At 71.5% G+C, this 20,953-nt stretch carries 20 protein-coding genes; 13 read left to right on the top strand and 7 right to left on the bottom strand.

From position 1 onward, the window contains the following. The first annotated feature begins 85 nt into the window (after positions 1-85). The 3 genes from ABD978_RS24305 (at position 86) to ABD978_RS24315 (ending at position 3,462) form a co-directional block, all read left to right on the top strand. Complete coding sequence (locus tag ABD978_RS24305) at positions 86-817, top strand: pyrimidine reductase family protein (protein ID WP_345358797.1); 732 nt, start codon at positions 86-88, stop codon at positions 815-817. Between the two features lie 20 nt (positions 818-837). After that, entirely contained in the window at positions 838-1,899 is a 1,062-nt protein-coding gene (locus tag ABD978_RS24310) for an ATP-dependent DNA ligase (RefSeq protein ID WP_345358800.1), read from the top strand. Positions 1,900-1,974: 75 nt separating this feature from the next. Beyond that, positions 1,975-3,462: an aldehyde dehydrogenase family protein gene (locus tag ABD978_RS24315; protein WP_345358803.1), complete on the top strand. Its 1,488-nt coding sequence runs from the start codon at positions 1,975-1,977 to the stop codon at positions 3,460-3,462. Between the two features lie 12 nt (positions 3,463-3,474). Here ABD978_RS24315 and ligD read toward each other — a convergent pair whose 3' ends face one another. Then, positions 3,475-4,524: a non-homologous end-joining DNA ligase gene (gene ligD, locus ABD978_RS24320; protein WP_345358806.1), complete on the bottom strand. Its 1,050-nt coding sequence runs from the start codon at positions 4,522-4,524 to the stop codon at positions 3,475-3,477. 70 nt (positions 4,525-4,594) lie between these two features. Here ligD and msrB point away from each other — a divergent pair, with 70 nt between their 5' ends. Then, on the top strand, positions 4,595-4,996 hold the full coding sequence (gene msrB, locus ABD978_RS24325; RefSeq protein ID WP_345358809.1) for a peptide-methionine (R)-S-oxide reductase MsrB: 402 nt from the start codon (positions 4,595-4,597) through the stop codon (positions 4,994-4,996). Positions 4,997-5,232: 236 nt separating this feature from the next. Beyond that, a complete protein-coding gene (locus tag ABD978_RS24330) occupies positions 5,233-6,132 on the top strand; it encodes a terpene synthase family protein (RefSeq protein ID WP_345358812.1) in 900 nt (299 codons plus the stop codon). A gap of 135 nt (positions 6,133-6,267) precedes the next feature. On the opposite strand, the gene ABD978_RS24335 is transcribed toward ABD978_RS24330, so the two are convergent. The 4 genes from ABD978_RS24335 to hemG form a co-directional block, all read right to left on the bottom strand. Continuing rightward, on the bottom strand, positions 6,268-6,627 hold the full coding sequence (locus tag ABD978_RS24335) for an SH3 domain-containing protein (RefSeq protein WP_345358815.1): 360 nt from the start codon (positions 6,625-6,627) through the stop codon (positions 6,268-6,270). A gap of 276 nt (positions 6,628-6,903) precedes the next feature. After that, a complete protein-coding gene (locus tag ABD978_RS24340; RefSeq protein ID WP_345358818.1) occupies positions 6,904-7,425 on the bottom strand; it encodes a hypothetical protein in 522 nt (173 codons plus the stop codon). Positions 7,426-8,149: 724 nt separating this feature from the next. Then, on the bottom strand, positions 8,150-8,869 hold the full coding sequence (hemQ, locus tag ABD978_RS24345; protein WP_425550753.1) for a hydrogen peroxide-dependent heme synthase: 720 nt from the start codon (positions 8,867-8,869) through the stop codon (positions 8,150-8,152). A gap of 26 nt (positions 8,870-8,895) precedes the next feature. Further along, positions 8,896-10,362 carry a protoporphyrinogen oxidase gene (gene hemG / locus ABD978_RS24350; protein ID WP_345358824.1) on the bottom strand — a complete coding sequence of 489 codons (1,467 nt, stop codon included), beginning with the start codon at positions 10,360-10,362 and terminating at the stop codon, positions 8,896-8,898. A gap of 234 nt (positions 10,363-10,596) precedes the next feature. On the opposite strand from hemG, the gene ABD978_RS24355 reads away from it, so the two are divergent. Next, positions 10,597-11,439 (top strand): DUF4349 domain-containing protein, encoded by an 843-nt coding sequence (locus ABD978_RS24355; protein WP_345358827.1) that lies wholly within the window; start codon positions 10,597-10,599, stop codon positions 11,437-11,439. 51 nt (positions 11,440-11,490) lie between these two features. Here ABD978_RS24355 and hemE read toward each other — a convergent pair whose 3' ends face one another. Further along, positions 11,491-12,552 (bottom strand): uroporphyrinogen decarboxylase, encoded by a 1,062-nt coding sequence (gene hemE / locus ABD978_RS24360; protein WP_345358830.1) that lies wholly within the window; start codon positions 12,550-12,552, stop codon positions 11,491-11,493. Between the two features lie 415 nt (positions 12,553-12,967). Here hemE and ABD978_RS24365 point away from each other — a divergent pair, with 415 nt between their 5' ends. The 4 genes from ABD978_RS24365 to ABD978_RS24380 all read left to right on the top strand — a co-directional run bounded on the left by ABD978_RS24365 (position 12,968) and on the right by ABD978_RS24380 (position 15,518). Then, positions 12,968-13,144 carry a hypothetical protein gene (locus ABD978_RS24365; protein WP_345358833.1) on the top strand — a complete coding sequence of 59 codons (177 nt, stop codon included), beginning with the start codon at positions 12,968-12,970 and terminating at the stop codon, positions 13,142-13,144. Positions 13,145-13,211: 67 nt separating this feature from the next. Beyond that, the gene (locus tag ABD978_RS24370; protein WP_345358836.1) at positions 13,212-13,790 is read left to right on the top strand and encodes a DUF3000 domain-containing protein; all 579 of its coding nucleotides are present in this window, start codon (positions 13,212-13,214) and stop codon (positions 13,788-13,790) included. 17 nt (positions 13,791-13,807) lie between these two features. Beyond that, positions 13,808-15,037 (top strand): ribonuclease D, encoded by a 1,230-nt coding sequence (locus ABD978_RS24375; protein WP_425550754.1) that lies wholly within the window; start codon positions 13,808-13,810, stop codon positions 15,035-15,037. After that, positions 15,027-15,518 (top strand): GNAT family N-acetyltransferase, encoded by a 492-nt coding sequence (locus ABD978_RS24380; RefSeq protein ID WP_345358839.1) that lies wholly within the window; start codon positions 15,027-15,029, stop codon positions 15,516-15,518. The genes ABD978_RS24375 and ABD978_RS24380 overlap by 11 nt, the downstream gene beginning before the upstream one ends. Positions 15,519-15,589: 71 nt before the next feature. On the opposite strand, the gene ABD978_RS24385 is transcribed toward ABD978_RS24380, so the two are convergent. Next, positions 15,590-16,387, bottom strand: coding sequence for a polysaccharide deacetylase family protein (locus ABD978_RS24385; protein ID WP_345359110.1), 798 nt, complete (start codon positions 16,385-16,387; stop codon positions 15,590-15,592). 224 nt (positions 16,388-16,611) lie between these two features. Between ABD978_RS24385 and efeU the strand changes: the two genes are divergently transcribed. The 3 genes from efeU (at position 16,612) to ABD978_RS24400 (ending at position 20,905) form a co-directional block, all read left to right on the top strand. Continuing rightward, positions 16,612-17,472 carry an iron uptake transporter permease EfeU gene (gene efeU, locus ABD978_RS24390; protein WP_345358842.1) on the top strand — a complete coding sequence of 287 codons (861 nt, stop codon included), beginning with the start codon at positions 16,612-16,614 and terminating at the stop codon, positions 17,470-17,472. Between the two features lie 143 nt (positions 17,473-17,615). Continuing rightward, complete coding sequence (locus tag ABD978_RS24395) at positions 17,616-18,818, top strand: thiolase family protein (protein ID WP_345358845.1); 1,203 nt, start codon at positions 17,616-17,618, stop codon at positions 18,816-18,818. After that, positions 18,815-20,905, top strand: coding sequence for a 3-hydroxyacyl-CoA dehydrogenase NAD-binding domain-containing protein (locus tag ABD978_RS24400; protein ID WP_345358848.1), 2,091 nt, complete (start codon positions 18,815-18,817; stop codon positions 20,903-20,905). The genes ABD978_RS24395 and ABD978_RS24400 overlap by 4 nt, the downstream gene beginning before the upstream one ends. Positions 20,906-20,953 lie beyond the last annotated feature (48 nt).

Raw genomic sequence — 20,953 nt, forward strand, 5'->3', positions numbered from 1 at the left:
TGTCTCACCACAAGTGTTACTTAGGCAACCTCGCGACAAGAGCGCAATAAAGTCACGAACCGACTGCTGTGCCACCCTGGGTGTCATGCGACGACTCGAACCAGCCGGCCTCGCGGACCTCGCCGAGGCGTACGCCTATCCGGACACCACCCCCTGGCTCCGGGGCAACATGGTCGCCAGCGCGGACGGCGCCGCGACGTTCGAGGGGAAGGCCGGGGGCCTGGGGAACGAGGCCGACCGGCGGCTGCTGTCCCTCCTGCGCGGGCTGGCCGACGTCGTCGTCGTGGGCGCGGCTACGGTCCGCGTCGAGGGGTACGGACCGGTCCACGCCCGCGAGTGGTGGGGGGACATCCGTACGGGCCGGCCGCCGACGCCGCCGCTGGCCATCGTGTCGCGCTCGCTGGAGCTCGACTTCGACGCCCCCGTCTTCACCGAGGCGGCCGACCGCACGATCGTCATCACCTGCGCGTCGGCTCCGGAGGATCGCCGCAGCGGCGCCGAGAAGCACGCCGACGTGATCGTGGCCGGTGAGGAGGCGGTCGACGTGGCCGTCGCACTGGACGCCCTCGCCGAGCGGGGCCTCACCCGGCAGCTGACCGAGGGCGGCCCGCGGCTGCTCGCCCAGTTCGTCGCGGCGGGACGGCTCGACGAGCTGTGCCTCACCGTCAGCCCGCAGCTCACGGCGGGCGACGCGGCCCGGATCATCAACGGCCCGGGACCGGCGTCGACCCCGCTGCGCCTCGGGCACGTCCTGGAGGAGGAGGACTTCCTGTTCCTCCGCTACACCCGCCGCGTGGACGACGGAAGACCGTCGTAGGCGTGTTCTAGTGTGAGGTCATGGACCTGCCTGTGAGCCCGCCTCTGGCGCCGATGCTGGCCAAGGCCGTCAAGGAGCTGCCCCGGGGGGACGTGCTCTACGAGCCGAAGTGGGACGGGTTCCGGGCGGTCGTGTTCCGGGACCGCGACGAGGTGGCGATCTACGGGCGGAACGGCAAGCCGCTCGACCGCTACTTCCCCGAGCTGGTCGAGGGCTTCCGCCGCGAGCTGCCCGAGCGGTCCGTCCTCGACGGGGAGATCGTCCTGCGGAAGGGCCACGTCCTCGACTTCGACGCGCTGCAGCAGCGCATCCACCCCGCCGCGTCCCGGATCAAGCTGCTCTCCGCGGAGACCCCGGCGGGCTTCGTCGCCTTCGACCTGCTCGCGCTCGGCGACGAGTCGCTGCTGGAGACCCCCTTCGGCGACCGGCGCGCCCGGCTCACCGAGGCGCTCGCCGGCGCGAAGGCGCCCGTCCACGTCACGCCCGCCACCGACGCGTACGACGAGGCCCTGCGCTGGTTCGACGAGTTCGAGGGCGCCGGGCTGGACGGCGTGGTCGTCAAGCCGGTGGCCGGCGCGTACGAGCCGGACAAGCGGGCGATGTTCAAGGTCAAGCACGAGCGCACCGCCGACTGTGTGATCGCCGGGTTCCGCTGGCACAAGTCCGGGCCGGTCGTGGGATCGCTGCTGCTCGGCCTGTACGACGGAGACCGGCTGCAGCACGTGGGAGTCTCGGCGTCCTTCCCGATGAAGCGCCGCGAGGAGCTGGTCGCGGAGCTGGAGCCGTACCGGGTCACGGATCTCACCGGGCACCCGTGGGCCGGGTGGGCCGAGCAGACCGAGGCCACGGTGGACCGCATGCCCGGGGCGATCAGCCGGTGGACCGGCAAGAAGGACCTGTCGTGGGTGCCGCTCCGTCCGGAGCTGGTGTGCGAGGTCGCCTACGACCACATGGAGGGCCGCCGGTTCCGGCACACCGCCCGGTTCCGCCGCTGGCGGCCGGACCGCACGCCGGAGTCGTGCGGGTACGACCAGCTCGAGGTGCCCGTCGCCTACGACCTGGACGACATCCTCGGCGGCTGATCCCCTGACCCGGTCCGCACGGCTCGGTGTGGGGGCTCTTCTCTCGACACCCCAACCAAGCGTACGCTTGGCGGAATGCTGAGCGGACGCGGACGGCTCCGTCACGCGTGGGGAGAAGGGATCGCGATGCGGGAGTTCTCCAACCTGATCGGCGGCGAACTGCGCCCCGCCGATCGCATGCTCGACTCGGTCGACCCGGCGACCGGGAAGGTCTGGGCGAGGATCCCCCGCAGCTCCGCCGATGACGCGGACGCGGCCGTCGCGGCGGCCCGCGCGGCGTTCCCCGCCTGGTCCGCGATGCCGGCGGCCGGCCGGGCGCACCTGCTCCGTAAGGTCGCCGGGGTCTTCGCCGCCAACGCGCGGGAACTGGCCGAGATGGAGACCCGCGACAACGGCCGCGTCATCGCCGAGACCGCCAAGCGCGATCTGCCCGGCATGACGTACCTGTGGCAACTGGCCGCCGCCGAGTGCGGTGCCGCCGTCGAGGGCAAGACCGTCATCCTCGGACCGGGCAGCCTGGGATTCACCCGGCGGGTCCCCTACGGGGTGGTCGTCGGGATCATCCCGTGGAACTCCCCGATCTCCACCTTCTCGGCGAAGGCGGCCTTCGCGCTGGCCGCCGGCAACACCGTCGTCATCAAGCCGGCCGAACAGGCGACCGCGTCGACGTTGCGCCTGGGCGAGCTGCTGCGCGAGGTCCTGCCGCCCGGTGTGCTCAACATCGTCTCCGGGCTGGGCGAGGAGGTCGGCGACGCCCTCGTCCGCCACCCCGGTGTGAACCGGATCAGTCTCACCGGCTCCACCGAGACGGCGCGGATCATCACCCGGGCCAGCACGGACGCGCTGAAACCCCTCGCCTTCGAGCTCGGCGGCAAGTCGCCCAACATCGTCTTCGCCGACGCCGACCTGGACCGCGCGGCCCTCGGCGTGTCGACCCAGAGCGTCTTCACCGCCAACGCGGGCCAGGTGTGCGTGGCCGGTTCGCGGATCCTCATCGAGCGGCCGATCTACGCCGAGATGATCGACCGGATCACCGCGATCGCCCGGGAGATCCGGCTCGGTGACCCCCTGTCGGAGGAGACGACGATGGGGCCGATCGTCTCGCAGGAGCAGTTCCAGCGCGTCACGGGCTACCTGGAGATCGGCGCCAAGGAGGGCGCGGAGCTGGTCTTCGGCGGCCGCTCCGGCGGCGAGATCGTGGATGAGGCGTACGCGGGCGGCTACTGGGTCGAGCCGACGCTGTTCGCCACCGAGGACAACGCGCTGCGCGTCTGCCAGGAGGAGATCTTCGGGCCGGTCGCCGTCGCGCTGCCCTTCGACACCGAGGAGGAGGCGGTCGCGATCGCCAACGACTCGGCGTACGGCCTGGCGGCGGGCGTGTGGACGCGGGACCTCGGCCGCGCGCACCGCATGTGCCGGGACGTCGAGGCCGGCACGGTCTGGGTGAACACCTACCGGAAGATGCCGCCGGGCCTGCCCTTCGAGGGCCTCAAGGACAGCGGCTACGGCCACGACTCCGTGCTGGCCAACACCCGGGAGAAGTCCTGCCTGATCGAGACGTGAGGCGCCGGGGGCTCAGTCGCGGCGGGCCTTGCTCGGCTGGACGCGCTTGGGCTCCCCCGCCATCTTCGGGTAGTTCGGCGGGTAGGGCATGTCGCCCAGGCCGCGGTCGCGCTCGTCGCGGTCGGCCCACTCCAGCAGCGTCTCCAGGGAGAACGCCCGCTCATCGATCGCGGCGTGCGGGTCGCCGACCTTGGCGAAGCGCTCCGGCATCGTCGCGATCGTGAAGTCCGCCGGGTCGGCGTCGGGCACCTCCTCCCAGGTCAGCGGCGCGGACACCGGGGCGTACGGCTTCGGGCGGACGCTGTAGGCGGAGGCGATGGTGCGGTCACGGGCGTTCTGGTTGAAGTCGATGAAGACCTTCTCGCCGCGCTCCTCCTTCCACCAGTTGGTGGTCACCAGGTCGGGCATCCGGCGCTCGATCTCCCGTCCGAAGGCCAGCGCGCAGCGGCGGACCTCGGTGAAGGTCCAGCGGGGCTCGATCCGCACGTAGACGTGGAGGCCGCGTCCGCCGGAGGTCTTCGGGAAGCCGACGAACCCCAGCTCGTCCAGGATGTCGCGGACCGCCTCCAGAGCGACCTTCCTCGCCTCCGCGAAGCCGGTGCCGGGCTGAGGGTCGAGGTCGATGCGCAGCTCGTCGGGATGGTCGACGTCCGTGCAGCGCACCGGCCACGGGTGGAAGGTGACGGTGCCGAGGTTGGCGCACCAGGCGACGGCCGCGAGCTCGGTGGGGCAGATCTCGTCGGCGTGGCGCCCGCTGGGGAAGCCGATCCGGGCCGTCTCGAGCCAGTCCGGGGCGTTCTTCGGCACCCGCTTCTGGTAGAACGCGTCGCCCCGGTTGTCGGCGCGCGTGGCGATCTTCGCGCCCTCGAACACTCCGCCCGGCCAGCGCTCCAGCGTCGTCGGCCGGCGGCCCAGCGCGCGCAGGATGCCGTCACCGACGGCCAGGTAATAGTTGACCAGGTCCAGCTTGGTCTCCCCGCGTGCGGGGAAGTAGACCTTGTCCGGATTGGTGATCTTGACGACACGATCTCCGACCTGGATCTCCACGAACGGCGATGCCATAACCGCACCGTACAACCGCGCACCGACAGATCACCGGAATGGCCGCTCCCGCTCCCGGGTTATGCGGGACATGACAGTCATTCGCAAGAGCGAGGAAGAGTGGAAGGTCCAGCTGTCGCCGGAGGAGTACCGCGTCCTGCGTGAGGCGGGCACCGAGGCGCCGTGGTCCGGGGAGTACGTCTCCACCAAGACCGAAGGGGTCTACCGCTGCCGGGCGTGCGGCGCGGAGCTGTTCCGCTCGGACACCAAGTTCGACTCGCACTGCGGCTGGCCGAGCTTCTACCAGCCGACCGAGTCGGACGCGGTCACGCTGCTGCGGGACACCTCGCACGGCATGGTCCGCACCGAGGTCCGCTGCGCCCGGTGCGACTCGCACCTGGGCCACGTCTTCGAGGGCGAGGGCTACCCCACCCCGACCGACCAGCGCTACTGCATCAACAGTGTCTCACTGAACCTCGAACCCGTCGAGTAGACCGCCGCCGTTCCCGGCGCCCGCCGGGGCGGACTCGCGCCGCGCGCGATCACGAATGCGCCGGCACGTCGCGTGCCGGCGCACCTCAGTGGGCCTCATCGGTAGGCGCTGAAGCATGGGTCTGACCCCCGAGATCAACGATCTTGTGCGTCCATGGCGGCCGTGTGATACTCCGCCGAGTGACGGCGTGCACACCGCGGCCGCACGGACCATCGAGGCGAGGGGAAAGAACCAGCATGACGCCCACCTTCTCCACGTCACCGAGAACCGACGCGTTCTTCGCCGGAGCAGCCACGGCGAAGATTCGCGACTGCGAACAGGACCTCGTCGACCACGCACGGCGGTACCCCGGCCTGTTTCCCGACAAGCCGTTCGCCACGGTCCATGGAGAGGTCGCGAAGACCATGGTGTTCAGCGCTCCGTGGTGCGCGCCCGACGATCTGGCGATCAGCTGCCGGACGATTCTGTGGATCTTCGCGCTCGACTGGCTTGTCGATCACGTGGCGGAGTCACGCCACAAGGTGGCCGACCTCACAACCGATTGTCTGGCCGTTCGCGACGGCCGGTCTCCTGGCTCGTCGTTGTCCCGGATGCTGTTCGACATCCGGCAGGACCTACGCGCCGAGCCCATGTTCGCCCATCTGGGCCGCGCCTGGGACCAAGAGCTGACGAAGATGATCGACGCCATGTCCAGAGAATGGGACTGGAAAAGATCATTCAGGGAAGCGAGCCCTTCTGCGGTCCGGCCGACGCTGGAGGAGTACCTGGCGAACTCCGCCAACTTCGGCTGCACATTCACGAACGTCACGTTCTGGATCAGCTCCGGCGACCCCCAGGCGGCCGCCTGCATCGAGGAGCTGAAGGGCGCCAGTGACACCGCGCAGCGGGCGTTGCGCCTCGTGAACGATCTGGCATCGTCTGACCGGGAGAAGGCGTGGGGGGACATCAACGTCTTCGCGCTGGGTCTCGACAGAACCCAAGTGGTCGAGCGAATCGCGCAGGTACGCCGGACCTTCGAGGAGGCGCTGCTCTCGCTGGAACGCTCCAGCCCGGTCCAGGCGGATTTCCTGCGCAGGCAACTCGAATACAGCGCGACCTACTACAGCGACGGCGCGGACTACTGGTACGCGGACTGACCGTCCCCCCGTTTCCCTGCCCGCCCGCTCTCCAGGCGGCTGGTGATGCGGGTGCAGGGGTCGTCCGCCCGGTCGTCGACCGGGCGAGAACACGAATGCGCCGGCACGTCCCGTGCCGGCGCATTCCAGTGAACCTCAGCGGCCTTTCTTCTGAACCTGCCGAAGGTTCTTCACCGGGACCCAGCCGATCCTGCCGTTGCTCGCCTTCACCTCGACGTAGCCGTGGGACGACCTGCCGGTGCCGGTGGTCGTCGCCCCCGCCTTGAGATGGCCGACGGTCCGCGCCGTCGAGCTCGCCGACGCCCGAACCGCGAGCTCACGCCCCTTCCTCACCCCGACGACCTGGTAGGCGATGGTCTTCGCACTCGGGACGTGCGCGGCGGGCGCGGCGACGGGCCGTATGGCGGCGCCGGCCGCCGTCCCCGTGGCCAGGACACCGCCTCCGGCGATGGTCGCGGCCGCAACGGCGGCGATGACCCGATTGCGCAGCTTCATTACTACCCCCTGGTGTTCGTCGTCTTTCAGGTGTTGAACACCGTAGGCGCGCCGGCTGGGAGCCCGGTGAAACGCCATTAGGAGCACCCTAAGATCGGCTTGAGAGCTGGATTAACCGGATTAAGGCGTTCTGAGTACCAGCGGCGACTCGCCGGATCCCAGGCCGTGCGGAATGCTCGGAAACCGTGCCCCGAAAAGGCGACCGAAGCCCACAGACCATCGCCGCAGGCGGGGCTTTCCCGAGCATTCGGTACGGCGCAGGACCACGGTAGGCACTCAGGGAACCCGGCCCAGCCGACAGCTGTCGTTCGGGTCCATCTTGTTGGCGAGGACGGGGTACCCGTCACGTTCGCGCGCGTGCACGAACACCACCGGCGCCCGACCCCGGACCTGAAGGTACGCGGCGCCCGTCTGGCACAGGGCCAGAGCGGCCGGGGAGTTCGCGTCGCTGCCGGGCAGGTCGGTGTAGACGCGCAGGATCGGCGCCGTCCAGATCACCTCGCGCACGTGGCCGGCGACCTCGGGCACCGCGCTGCGGTAGTACGTCACCGCGGCCGCGTCCCGGGCGTCGTCATGCCACCCCGGCGCGGTCGGCGTCGTGCTCGGCGTCGCGACCGGGGTCGGCCGTTCCACCTCGACCACCGGCCGGCCCGGCCGCCGGTGCGGGGCGGCCGGGATGAGCGCGACGGCCACCAGTACGAGACCGGTCGCCCCGCCGAGCAGCAGGCACACCGGGCGTACGGCCGAGGCCGGCAGCAGCCGGACGATCATGTAGGCCACGTCGGCGCGCGGCCGCACGTGTCTGCCCCTCCGGCGCCCTGATCGAGTCACGCGTGGAATACTCCGCCGCGGCACGCCGACCGACCCGCCCGATGGCCAAGTCTTCGACCGCACTTGACCCGCCGATGAGAGACCGACGCCCTGGCAGCGGCGTGAGCCGCTTCCCGATCCCGAGGCATCGTCTCAGCGACCACCGGACCGAAAGTCCTGAACAGCTCGGCAGCCTTGGATCAGAGCCCCACGACAAGCCGCCCTTAGCAAGCTATTTGTCCAAATCCCCGAAATTTCAGTCGACTACCGCCCATATAGCGGACTCAGAAGCGCGCTCACCACGACCGTCCTCCTGCTCACCCGGGAGGCCCGGCTGTCGACGTCGGCAAGCGGCCAGGAACGCCGATTCCACGAAATCCTCGACGAGGAGTACAAGCGGGCACAGCCGACGATCACCACGCGACTCGCCCCCTCTCCCACCGTCAACCGCACGACGGTGACGAGGGAACACCTGTTGTGGATGGGCCTTGGCGCCGTCGTCGCAATGCTCTATCGGATGTCTCGTCGGCGAGGTGATTCGAATGGCGGCCCACGGCGCAGGTGGCGGACCTGGTCTGGCTTCTGCGCCGACTTTCAGCATCGCGCGCCGGGATCGCGCCTCGTTCTCGCAGGGTGTCCCCTCAGACGGACCGTAGGTGTCTTGGACCGGCTGAGGGGACGCGATGGTGGCCGGCGGACGGCCGGTCTGGGATCAGGGCAGGGCGGCGACGAGTTCGGAGACCGGCTTGCGGGCGCCGGTGTAGAACGGGATCTCCTCGCGGACGTGTCGCCGGGCCGCCGCGCCGCGCAGGTGGCGCATCAGGTCGACGATGCGGTGCAGCTCGTCCGCCTCGAAGGCCAGGATCCACTCGTAGTCGCCGAGCGAGAACGACGAGACCGTGTTGGCGCGCACGTCCGGGTAGCCGCGCGCCATCATCCCGTGCTCGGCGAGCATCGCGCGGCGCTCCTCGTCGGGCAGGAGGTACCACTCGTAGGATCGGACGAACGGGTAGACGGAGACGTAGGCGCGCGGCTCCTCGTCGGCGAGGAACGCCGGGACGTGGCTCTTGTTGAACTCCGCCGGGCGGTGCAGGGCCATCACCGACCACACCGGCTCGGAGGCGCGGCCGAGCGCCGTCCGGCGGAAGCGGTGGTAGATCTCCTGCAGGTCGTCGGAGCTCGGCGCGTGCCACCAGAACATGTAGTCGGCGTCGGCGCGCAGCCCGGCGACGTCGTACAGGCCGCGGGTCGTGACGTCCTTGGCCGCCGCCTGCTCGAGCAGGTCCTCGACCTCACGGGCGACCGCCGCGCGGTCGGCCTCGGCGAGGTCGCGAGCCCGGAACACCGACCACATGGTGTACCGGATGACCTGGTTGAGCTCCCGTGCCTTCGGTCGGCCCGTCTCTGCGGCACTCACGGTCGCACTCCTCATCGTTGTTCGGGGGACGCCTGCGGGGGTCACTCGGGCCGGCCGCCACGGTCGCCGACCGGCTCGGCGCCCCGGTTCGATTCTCCCCGACCCTTCAGGTGGTCGAGCACCCGGGCCGCCGCGACCCGGGCGGACGCGACGCACGCGGGGACGCCTACGCCGTCGTAGGCCGCGCCGCACACCGCCACGCCGGGCAGCCCGGCGACCGCCGCGCGGATTCGCGCCACCCGTTCGAGGTGCCCGACGGTGTACTGCGGCAGCCCGCCGCCCCATCGGGTGACCCGCGAGTCGATCGGCAGCTCGTTGACGTCGGCGGTACGGGCCAGCTCCGTCATCGCCGCGGCCTTCAGCTCCTCGTCGGAACGCTGGAGCGCCTGCTCGTCGCCGTACCGGCCGATGGAACAACGGGCGACCACCAGGTCGGGCGAACCGTCGGTGAGGTGCGGCCACTTGGTCGTGCTGAACGTGACGGCCTTGACGTCCCGCGTCTCGATGGCGGGCACCAGGTAGCCGCTGCGGTGTGGCCGCTCGGGGAAGGCCGTGACCGAGTACGCGAGTGTGATGATCGCCATGCTCGCGTACTCGACGCGGTCGAGTTCGGCGGCCGCGACCGGGGACGCGTCCTTCAGGAGGCGTCCAGTGGGCCGGGCGGGCACCGCCAGGACGACGGCGTCGACGTCGAGGGACTCGGGCGCGCGGGTGGGTCCGATCGTGAGGCGCCAGCCATCGGGCGTACGGGCCAGCTCGCGGACCATCGCCTCGGTGCGCACGGTGCCGCCGAGCTCGGCGACCTTGGCGGCCAGCGCGCCCGGCAGCGCGCCCATGCCGTCGATGAGCGTGGTGAACACCGGCCCGGGGTTGGCGGGCGCCGCCTCGACGACGGCGCGGGCGGCGTTGATCAGGGACCGGCGGCTCCGGGAGGCGGCGGCCAGCCCGCCCATCGTCGCCTCGAAGGAGAGCTCCTCGACCCGTCCGGCGTACACCCCGCCGAGCAGCGGCTCGACCAGGCGGTCCACCACCTCGCGGCCGACGCGCGCGCCGACGTAGTCGGCGACCGACACATCCTCGCCCCGGGGGGTCTCGGGGCGGACGAGGTCGAGCGGTACCCGGGCCAGGCCGGCGGGTGAGAGCACCTGGGAGCGGGCGAGGGCGGTCAGGTCGGCGGGCACGCCCATCACCTGTCCGGCGGGCATCGGGTGCAGGGCGCCCCGGCTCCAGATCGCCGACGACGTGGTGCCGGGGTGGACGAGCCGGTCGCCGAGCCCGAGCTCGCGGACGAGATCCAGGCCCTCGGGGCGCCGGGCGAGCATCGCCTCGGCGCCCTCGTCCACGGCGACACCGGCGATCTCGCTCGCCCTCAGCTTCCCCCCGACGTCCGTCGTCCCCTCCAGGAGGGTGACGCGGGCGCCCTGCTTCGCCAGCTCGTACGCGGCGGTCAGCCCGGCGACTCCCCCGCCGACGACGGCGACGTGGCCACGGTGCGACTGATCGGTCATCGAGCTTCCTCCGTCGGCTCCATGACCAAGGTGCTGTGTCGAATGACTCCCTCGCTTCGCTCGGTCATGGGTCCACGATGGCAGACGTTCCGGGCGGCCGGCGTTCAGGGTCGCGGCGCGTCCGTGATCCCGGAGCGCCGGGAACGTGACGGGATCGCGACCACGCCCCGCGAACCGTGACTCACGTCACGACGTCCTCTTTACATGAGGGCTTTTCTCTGGACGTTAGTGACCGTGCTGCTCATCGGAGGCTGCGCCGGCTCGGGCGGTTCGAGCGGCGCCAACGGTGCGGCCCGCTCGGGCGCGGCGGGGGCCGCGGCGCTGCGGGGACCGGGGGGCGGCGGTGCCGCGAAGACCGCCGAGGCGGCGAACCTGGCGCCCGCCCAGGCCATCGTGTACACCGCCTCCGTGACCGTGCGGGCCGGGGACGTCACCGCCGCGGCGTCGCGGGCGAAACAGATCGTCACCGGCGCGGGCGGCTACGTCGGCAGCGAGGACGCCGAAGAGACGTCCTCCGGCTCCCGGCCGGGGACGACGATCACGTTCAAGGTCCCGGCGGCACGGTACACGGAGGTCCTCGACCGGCTGGGATCCGCGCAGATCGGCCGGCGGACGTCGCTGCAGCAGCACGCCGAGGACGTGACGCAGGAGGTCGCGGACGTCGACAGCCGGGTCGCCTCGGCCAAGGCCACGCTTGCCTCGTTCCGCGCTCTCCTGGCCAAGGCGACGACCGTGAGCGAGGTGATCCGGGTGGAGCAGGAGATCTCCCAGCGGGAGGCGGACCTGGAGTCGCTGCAGGCGCGTCAGCGGACGCTGGCCCGGCAGACCGCGTACGCGACCGTGACCCTGCGCGTCGACGGCGGCGGCGCGCCGGCGAAGCGGCGGACGCACGGCTTCACCGGCGGGCTCGCGGCCGGCTGGCGGGCGTTCACCGCGTTCGTCGGCACGCTCACGCTGGCGCTGGGGTGGGCACTGCCGTTCCTCGTCGTCGCCGCGGTGATCGGCCTGCCGGTCTACGGGCTACGGAGGCGCCGGCGTCTCTCGCGGCCCGGAGCCGAACCGCAGGGTCCGGCCTGACCCGCGACGCCGCTCATCCGGCCCGGCGCCCCCTCGAGCCCGCGACGTCGCTCAGCGGGCCGACTCCTCGTGGACGAGGTCGACGAGGCGGGCGAGCTTGTCGGGGTCGGTCGTGGGCAGCACGCCGTGGCCCAGGTTGAAGACGTGCCCCTCGGCGGTACGGCCGCGGGCGAGCACGTCGCGGGTGCGGTCCGCGATGACGTCCCAGGGGGCGAACAGGATCGCCGGGTCGAGGTTGCCCTGCAGCGCCTTGCCGGGGCCGACGCGCAGGACCGCCTCGTCGAGCGGCACCCGCCAGTCGACGCCGACGACGTCGGCGCCGGCCTCGCCCATCAGGCCGAGGAGCTCGCCGGTCCCGACGCCGAAGTGGATGCGCGGCACGTCGTACGGCGCCAGCGCTTCGAAGATCTTGCGGCTGTGCGGCAGCACCGACGTCCGGTAGTCCTCCGGGCCGACGCCGCCCACCCACGAGTCGAACAGCTGGATCGCGCGCGCCCCGGCCTCGACCTGGATCTTCAGGTAGGCCGCGGCGATGTCGGCCAGCCGGTCGAGCAGGCGGGCCCACAGCTCGGGCTCGCCGTACATCATCGCCTTCGTCCGGTCGTGGGTCTTGGACGGGCCGCCCTCGATGAGGTACGACGCGAGCGTGAACGGACCGCCGGCGAACCCGATCAGCGGGGTGCCGCCGAGTTCGCCGGTGAGCGCCTGGACCGCCTCGGTGGCGAAGGGGACGTCGCCGGGCTCCAGCGGGCGCAGCCGGTCGACCGCGGCGGCGTCGCGGATGGGGTCGGCGATCACCGGGCCGACGCCGGGCTTGATGTCGAGGTCGATGCCGATCGCCTTGAGCGGCACGACGATGTCGCTGAAGAAGATCGCCGCGTCGACGGCGTAGCGCCGGACGGGCTGCATCGTGATCTCGACGACGAGGTCGGGCCGGGCGCAGGCCTCGAGCATGGGGATGCCCGCACGCGCCTCGCGGTACTCCGGCAGCGAGCGGCCCGCCTGGCGCATGAACCACACAGGCGTGTGCGGAACCGGCCTGCGGCGGCAGGCGAGCAGGAAGGCGCTCTCCTCGCCCGGCCCGGAGGCGGCCGTGGCGCTGTCTTGCGGCATGACAGTGCTCTCCTGTCTGGCTTCCCGCGAAACGTTGTGGGCTTGAGGCACGCTCTGGATCGTCCCACGAATCGGCGCGCCGGTACGCACCACCCCGCGGACCGGCCGACGGCGACCCCGCTCCGGGACACGCACGGTCGAACGGCCCCGACGGCGACCCCGCTCCGGGACACCCGCGGTCGAACGGCCCCGACGGTGGGCCCCCGCTCCGGACGCGCGCGTTGGAACGGTCCCGCGACGGTTCCGGGTCCCGTACGATGTGGTCCCGACGCGGGCGGGCGGGAACGTCGCCAGGCGCATGGCCCTACGTCCGTTATGAGAATCTTCAGGACACGCCGAGCGATGTCCTGCGATCACGGCGGGGCACATGCGACCGTGTGAACGCTCCCCTGCCGAATCGAGGGAGGTCACCGAGATGGCCCTCACACGTCATTGTTCCGCCTGTGGCGGCGAACGCCGCTTCGAGCAGCCGCCGTGCGCGGACGGCCACGGCGTGGACTGCCCCGAGTGGGCGTGTGTGGACTGCGGCATGGCGATCCTGATCGGCGACACGCCGGAGATCTTGATCACCGTTCGATCCAAGGCCGCCTGAGGCCTCCTGTACTGATGTGTCCGTCAACGCGTTCCGAGGTGTGCCCGGTGGATCGGCCGTACGCCCGATGACCGCCCGGAGTGACCCCGCTCCGGGACCGTTCCAACGCGCGCTCGAGACGTTGCGCGCCGTGGTCGACGCCGAACCGGCGCGACCGGAGCTCCTGATCGAGGACATGCCGGCCCCGCAGCGGCTGGCGCCGTACGCCGCCGCGATCATGGCGACGGTGTACCGCGAGGACGACACCGAGCTCGCCGTCGGCCGCCTGATCGTGCTGTACGACCCCGAGGGGCAGCGCGGCTGGGACGGGGACTTTCGGCTGGTCGCCTACGTACGGGCCGAGCTGGAGCCGGAGATCGCGGCCGACCCGCTGATCGGCCCGGTCGGGTGGAGCTGGCTGACGGAGTCCCTGGAGGGCCATCGGGCCGGCTACAAGGCCGCGTCGGGCACGATCACCCGCGCGGTCTCGGAGAGCTTCGGGGACAAGGGTGCCGATCCGGCCACGACCGAGTTGGAGCTTCGCGCCTCCTGGTCACCGATAAGTGATGATATTGCTGGGCATATCAGTGCGTGGTGCGATGTTCTATGTCAGGCGGCCGGCTTGCCGCCGGCGGGAGTCACCTCACTGCCAAGTCCAGGAGCTTGAACACATACGGTAGGCGCGTGGAAGTGTCGGAAGCAGAAGTCGTACCCCTACTTGAACCACGGGAGGGCATTCCTCCGGTCATCGAGACTCCGGAGGTGCTCCAAGAGGCCATCGAGCGCCTGGCCGCCGGGGACGGCCCGGTCGCGGTGGACGCCGAACGCGCGTCCGGCTACCGCTATGGCCAGCGGGCCTACCTCGTACAGGTGCGCCGCCGCGGCGCCGGAACGTTCCTGATCGACCCGGTCCCCTGCTCCGACCTGACCGCGCTGGACGCCGCGCTCGCCGACGCCGAGATGGTGCTGCACGCGGCCAGCCAGGACCTGCCGTGCCTGTCCGAGCTCGGGCTGGCGCCACGGAGCCTGTTCGACACCGAACTGGCCGGTCGGCTGCTCGGCTACCCGCGCGTCGGCCTCGGCACGATGGTCGAGACCATCCTCGGCTTCACCCTGGAGAAGGGCCACTCCGCGGCCGACTGGTCCAGCCGTCCATTGCCCGCCGACTGGCTCCGCTACGCCGCGCTCGACGTCGAGCTCCTGGTCGAGCTGCGCGACGCGCTGCAGCTGGAGCTGGAGGAGGCGGGCAAGCTCGACTGGGCCATGGAGGAGTTCGCCGCGATCCTGGCCACGCCGCCGAAGGAGCCCCGGCAGGACCCCTGGCGCCGCACCTCCGGCATCCACCGGCTGCGCAGCCGCCGGAGCCTCGCCGTCGTCCGCGAGCTGTGGACGACCCGCGACCGGATCGCTCGCGACCGCGACCTGTCCCCCGGCCGGGTCCTGCCCGACGCCGCGATCGTCGAGGCCGCGCTCGAACTCCCCCGTACCCCGGACGACCTGGCGGCGCTGTCGACGTTCCGCGGGCGCAACACCCGGCGGCACGCGCCGGCGTGGTTCCGCGCGGTGCAGCGGGGGCGCACGCTCCCGGACACCTCGCTGCCCGAGCACAGCGTTCCCGGCGACGGGCCGCCGCCCGCGCACCGCTGGGCCGAACGCGACCCGGCGGCGGCCGAGCGTCTCAGCACTCTGCGGTCCGTGGTCGCCGCCCTGGCCGACGAGCACACGCTGCCCACGGAGAACCTCCTGCAGCCCGATTCCGTACGCCGGCTCGCCTGGTCCCCGCCCGAGGAGGCCACGCCGGAGGCGGTGGGCGCCGCGCTCAGCGGCCTCGGGGCGCGTACCTGGCAGGTCACGCTGACGGCCAAGCCTCTCGCCAAGGCGCTGTTCCGGCTGGCCGCCAAGCGTGAGTCCTGATCGGCGGGCCTCCGGCGCCGACCGGATCGTCACGCGGCGCCTGGTCCTGGACCGGCTGGAGCCTCGCTCCGCCCACGCACTCTCCCAGGGCGACTGCTCGGGGATGGTCCCCGCGCGCGGGTGGCCGACGGACGCGACCGCGATCGTCGCCCACCGGGCGGCCGCGGACGCCGAGGCGCTCACCTGGCTGATCCACCGGGAGGGCGCCGTGATCGGGGAGTGCGGGATCAAGCACGGCCCGGGCGCCGACGGGATGGTCGAGATCGGCTACGGGCTCGGCGCGCCCTGGCGGTCGCAGGGGTACGGCACGGAGGCGATCCGCGGGCTGCTGGGCCGGCTCGAGGAGCTCCCGGCCTGCCGCCGGGTCACCGCCGAGGTCCACGAGGGGAACCTGCCGTCCCGGCGGCTCCTGGAGCGGCTCGGCTTCTCCGTCGACGCCCTCACACCCCCGTACGTCTGGTACGCCCGCACCCTCGGATGAGCGCGGCCGCCCGCCGGCCCGGCGCCTGGACGGACGCGGTGGGCGCGGCGGCGCGGTTTCCGCGCGCCTCGTCAGAGCTGGACGAATGACAGGCCGCGGGCCTGGAGCTTCGGGAGGACCTGCCGTAGCGCCTTGATCGTCTCGGAGCGGTCGCCGCCACCGTCGTGGCACAGGAGGATGTCGCCGCCCTTGGCGGCCAGCATGCTCCGCTTGATGTGCCCGGTGCCCGGGCGGGACCAGTCCCTCGGGTCGATGTCCCAGTCGATCGGCACCATCCCGTGCCGGGCGGCCGAGCCGAAGACCGCGCGCGACCAGGCCCCGCCGGGCGAGCGGAAGAACTTCGGGGCGACTCCGGTGGCGTCGGCGATCCGGTGGTGCGCCTCGGTGATCTCCTTGTCGACCTTGTGGGAGGACATCTCGGCGATCCACAGCGGATGGTTCATCGTGTGGTTGCAGAGCTGGTGGCCCGCCTCGACGATCCGCCGCGCGAGCTTCGGGTACTGCTTCACCTGGATGCCGATCAGCGAGAACGTCGCCTTCACATCGTGCTCGGCGAGCACGTCGAGCATCTTCGGCGTCCACTCCGGATGCGGGCCGTCGTCGATGGTCAGCGCGATCGCGTTGGGCGGCGCCTCCGGAAGGAGGTCATGGACCCGGTGCACGGCCTCCTTGCGGCGCGGCACGGGCGGCAGCGGAGGAGGAGGCACGGGCTTCGGCGTGGGCGACGGGCTGGTGTTCGCGGGCGGGATGACCGCGCGGCCCCGCGCGAGCGGAGGCCGGGGCCCGGCCGGTGCGCCCTTGACTCTGTCTCCGGCAAGGAGAAGAGCGGCGCTCGCGGCGCCGAGGGTCAGCATCCGACGGCGAGTCATCACGTCCCGAAACTCCACATGTCAAACGCTATGCCCTGACGGCGGGCCCCGTGGACGTATTTGATCGGATCGAAACAGATCGGGAACGTGACCCATCAGACACGGAAACCGGCATCTGGGTGATATTCCGGGCTTGCGATCGCGCAGACCCTCCCCCACACTCGGGTTAGGTTAGGTATGCCTAATGTGACCTGACATCTGATTCGTTCGAAGGAGCGCGTCCCTTGTTGCTCGGCAACTTCCTCATCGGCCTGCGCGAAGGGCTGGAAGCCTCGCTCGTCGTCAGCATCCTCATCGCGTACCTGGTCAAGTCGGGCAACCGCCGGGCACTCACTCCCGTCTGGGCCGGCATCGGCGCCGCGATCGCGATCAGCGTGGCGTTCTGCGTGCTGCTCAGCGTCGCCTCGGGCGAGATGCAGTTCAAGACCCAGGAGACGTTCGGCGGGACGCTGTCGATCATCGCCGTCGGACTGGTGACGTGGATGGTGTTCTGGATGCGCCGGGCCGCGCGGTCGATGAAGTCCGAGCTCGAGGGCAAGCTGGAGGGCGCGCTGTCCCTGGGGACCGGGGCGCTCTTCGCCGTCGCGATCCTGGCGGTCGGCCGGGAGGGCCTGGAGACGGCCCTGTTCCTGTGGACCAACATCAACGCCGCCCAGAGCAACAGCGTCCAGCCGATCGTCGGCGCCGTGCTCGGCCTGCTCACCGCCGCCCTGCTGGGATACCTCCTCTACCGCGGCGGGCTCCGGCTCAACCTCAAGCGCTTCTTCACGATCACCGGCGCCGCGCTGATCGTGGTGGCCGCCGGGGTCTTCGGCTACGGCTTCCACGACCTGCAGGAGGCCGGCATCCTGCCCGGACTCAGGTCCTGGGCGTTCGAGCCGAGCACCTGGTTCGACGGCATGGGAACGCCGGGACAGTGGCTGCAGACCGCCCTCCAGGGCGTCTTCAACCTGACGCCCCAGGTGACCACGGTCCAGGCCGTGATGTGGGTCCTCTACGTGGTGCCGGTCATGGCCCTGTTCCTGCGCCCGGCCAAGCCGTCCGCCCCCAAGCCACAGCGGCAGACCGCCACCGCGCAGAGCTGATCACGCGGCCCGTACGGGCACGGTTCCCACCTCGCCGAGCCGGCGGCGCGGCCCCGGGTTACCCGCCAGTCGTTACTGATGAGTAACCTATGGGTAGGAGTACCAGGAGTGCTCCGCAGGCTCTGTCAGAAGGAGAACCGACCGTGCCCCGTACCGCACGTGACGTGGTCTTCGTCGACGGCGTTCGCACGCCGTTCGGCAAGGCGGGCCCCAAGGGGCTCTACGCCGAGACCCGCGCAGATGATCTGGTCGTCCGCGTGATCCGCGAGTTGCGGAGGCGCAACCCCTCCCTGCCTGCCGACCGCATCGACGAGGTCGCGATCGCCGCGACCACCCAGATCGGCGACCAGGGCCTCACCATCGGCCGCTCGGCCGCCGTACTCGCCGGACTGCCCAAGAGCGTCCCCGGATACGCCATCGACCGCATGTGCGCCGGCGCGATGACGGCCGTCACGACCGTGGCCGGCGGCATCGCGTTCGGCGCCTACGACGTCGCGATCGCCGGCGGCGTCGAGCACATGGGCCGGCACCCGATGGGCGAGGGCGTCGACCCGAACCCGCGGTTCCTCGCCGAGAAGCTCGTCGACCCCTCCGCGCTGGTGATGGGGTCGACGGCGGAGAACCTGCACGACCGGTACCCGCACATCACCCGCGAGCGCGCCGACGCGTACGCCCTGCGCAGCCAGCAGAAGGTCGCCGCGGCGTACGAGGCCGGCAAGATCCAGCCGGACCTGGTGCCGATGGCGATCCGCTCGCAGGAGAAGGGCTACGGCCTGGCCACCCGCGACGAGCCGCCGCGTCCCGACACGACGCTGGAAGGCCTGGCCGGCCTGAAGACGCCGTTCCGGCCGCACGGCCACGTCACCGCGGGCAACGCCGCCGGCCTCAACGACGGCGCCACCGGCTGCATCGTCGCGGCCGAGGACGTCGCCGCCGAGCTGGGCCTGCCGGCCAGGATGCGGCTCGTCGACTACTCCTTCGCGGGCGTCGAGCCCGAGGTCATGGGCGTCGGCCCGGTCCCGGCCACCGAGAAGCTCCTGGCCCGCAACTCGATCACGGCGGACGACATCGGCCTGATCGAGATCAACGAGGCGTTCGCCGTCCAGGTCATCGCCTTCCTCGACCACTTCAAGATCGCCGATGACGACCCGCGGGTGAACCCCTGGGGCGGCGCGATCGCGCTCGGCCACCCGCTCGCGTCCTCCGGAGTGCGGCTGATGATGCAGCTGGCCCGCCAGTTCGCCGAGCGGCCCGACGTCCGCTTCGGCCTGACGACGATGTGCGTCGGGATGGGCATGGGCGGCACGGTTCTGTGGGAGAACCCGAGCTTCGAGGGGGGCAAGTGAGCACGGTGCAGACCTGGCGATCGCTGCTGGACGGCGACGGCCCGAGCCACGACGAGGTCGTGACCCACGTGCGCGTCCGCGACGTCGAGCTGCCGTACGGCGCGGGCACCATGGCGCTGATCACGCTCGACAACGGGTTCGACCACACCAAGCCGAACACCTTCGGCCCGCGCGGCCTGCTCGAGCTGAACGACGTCCTCGACCAGGTGGCCGCGCGCGACGACCTCGCGGCCGTCGGCGTGACCGGCAAGCCGTTCATCTTCGCGGTCGGCGCGGACCTCAAGGGCGTCTCGGCGCTGGAGGGCCGCGAGCAGGCCGAGCTGGTCGCCCGGCTCGGGCACGACGTGTTCCGGCGGCTCGGCGAGCTGACCGTCCCGTCGTTCGCGTTCGTGAACGGCGCGGCCATGGGCGGCGGCGTCGAGGTGGCGCTGCACTGCGCGTACCGGACCATCTCCTCGGGCGTGCCGGCCCTGGCGCTGCCCGAGTGCTTCCTGGGCCTGGTGCCCGGCTGGGGCGGGACGTACCTGCTGCCGCGGCTGATCGGCGCGGCGAACGCCCTCAAGGTCATCATCGAGAACCCGCTGAACCAGAACAAGATGCTCCGCGGGCCGCAGGCGTACGAGCTGGGCATCGCGGACGCCATGTTCGAGCCGGCCGACTTCCTGGAGGAGTCGCTGCGCTGGGCCGCCCGGGTGCTGACCGGCGAGACGACGGTCGAGCGCGCCGAGGTCGACACCGGCAAGGCGTGGGACGACGCCGTCGCGCAGGCCCGGTGGTTCGCCGAGGGCAAGCTGCACGGCGCGGCCCCCGCGCCGCTGCGGGCGCTGGACCTCGTGGCCGCGGCCAAGGACCACAGCCGTGACGAGGGGTTCGCCGCCGAGGACGAGGCCCTCGCCGACCTCATCATGAGCCCGGAGTTCCGGTCCGGTCTGTACTCCTTCGACCTGGTGCAGAAGCGCGCGAAGCGGCCCGCCGGCGCCCCTGACAAGGCCCTCGCGCGGCCGGTGACGAAGGTGGGCGTGGTCGGCGCCGGGCTGATGGCCTCGCAGCTGGCCCTGCTGTTCGCCCGGCGGCTGAACGTCCCGGTCGTGCTCACCGACCTGGACCAGGAGCGCCTGGACAAGGGTGTCGGGTACGTCCACGGCGAGGTCGACAAGCTGCTCGGCAGGGGCCGCGTCTCGGCGGACGAGGCGTCGCGGCTCAAGGGCCTCGTCACCGGCTCGCTGACCAAGGACGCGTTCGCCGACGCCGACTTCGTCATCGAGGCCGTCTTCGAGGAGATGGGCGTCAAGCAGAAGGTCTTCGCCGAGGTCGAGGCGGTCGTCTCGCCCGAGTGCGTGCTGGCCACCAACACCTCCTCGCTGTCGGTGTCCGAGATGGCCGCGAAGCTCAAGCACCCCGAGCGGGTCGTCGGCTTCCACTTCTTCAACCCGGTCGCGGTCCTGCCGCTGCTGGAGATCGTCCGTGGCGAGCGGACCGACGACGCCGCGCTGGCGACGGCGTTCGCCACCGGCAAGGCGCTGAAGAAATCCTGCGTGCTGGTCAAGGACGCCCCCGCGTTCGTGGTCAACCGCATCCTGCTGCGGCTGCAGGCGGAGATCCTCAAGACGGTGGAGGAGGGCACGCCGATCGAGGTCGTCGAGCGCTCCACCAACCCGCTCGGCCTGCCGATGTCGCCCTTCGTGCTCATGGGGCTGGTCGGCCCGGCAATCGCGCTGCACGTCGGCGAGACGCTGCACGCGGCGTTCCCCGAGCGCTTCCCGCTCTCGGACGGCCTGGCCAAGCTGGTCGCGGCGGGCAAGCCCGGCGTCTACCGACCGGACTTCAGCCTCGACCCCGAGGCCGTCGCGCTGTTCGAGGGCGGCACGTCCCCGTCCACGGAGGAGCAGGTCCTCGCCCGGGCACTGAACGGGCTCGCCGAGGAGATCAAGATCATGCTGGACGAGGGCGTCGTCGCCGCCCCCGAGGACATCGACCTGTGCCTGATCCTGGGCGCGGGCTGGCCGTTCCACCTGGGCGGCATCACGCCCTACCTCGACCGCACCGGCATCGCGGAGAAGGTCAACGGAGCGCGCTTCCACTCCTGACGCCTGCTCCGCCACGCCGCTTCACCACGCCGCTTCACCACGCCGCTT

Origin of the sequence: Actinoallomurus liliacearum (assembly GCF_039542035.1) — a bacterium.
Lineage (GTDB): Bacteria > Actinomycetota > Actinomycetes > Streptosporangiales > Streptosporangiaceae > Actinoallomurus > Actinoallomurus liliacearum.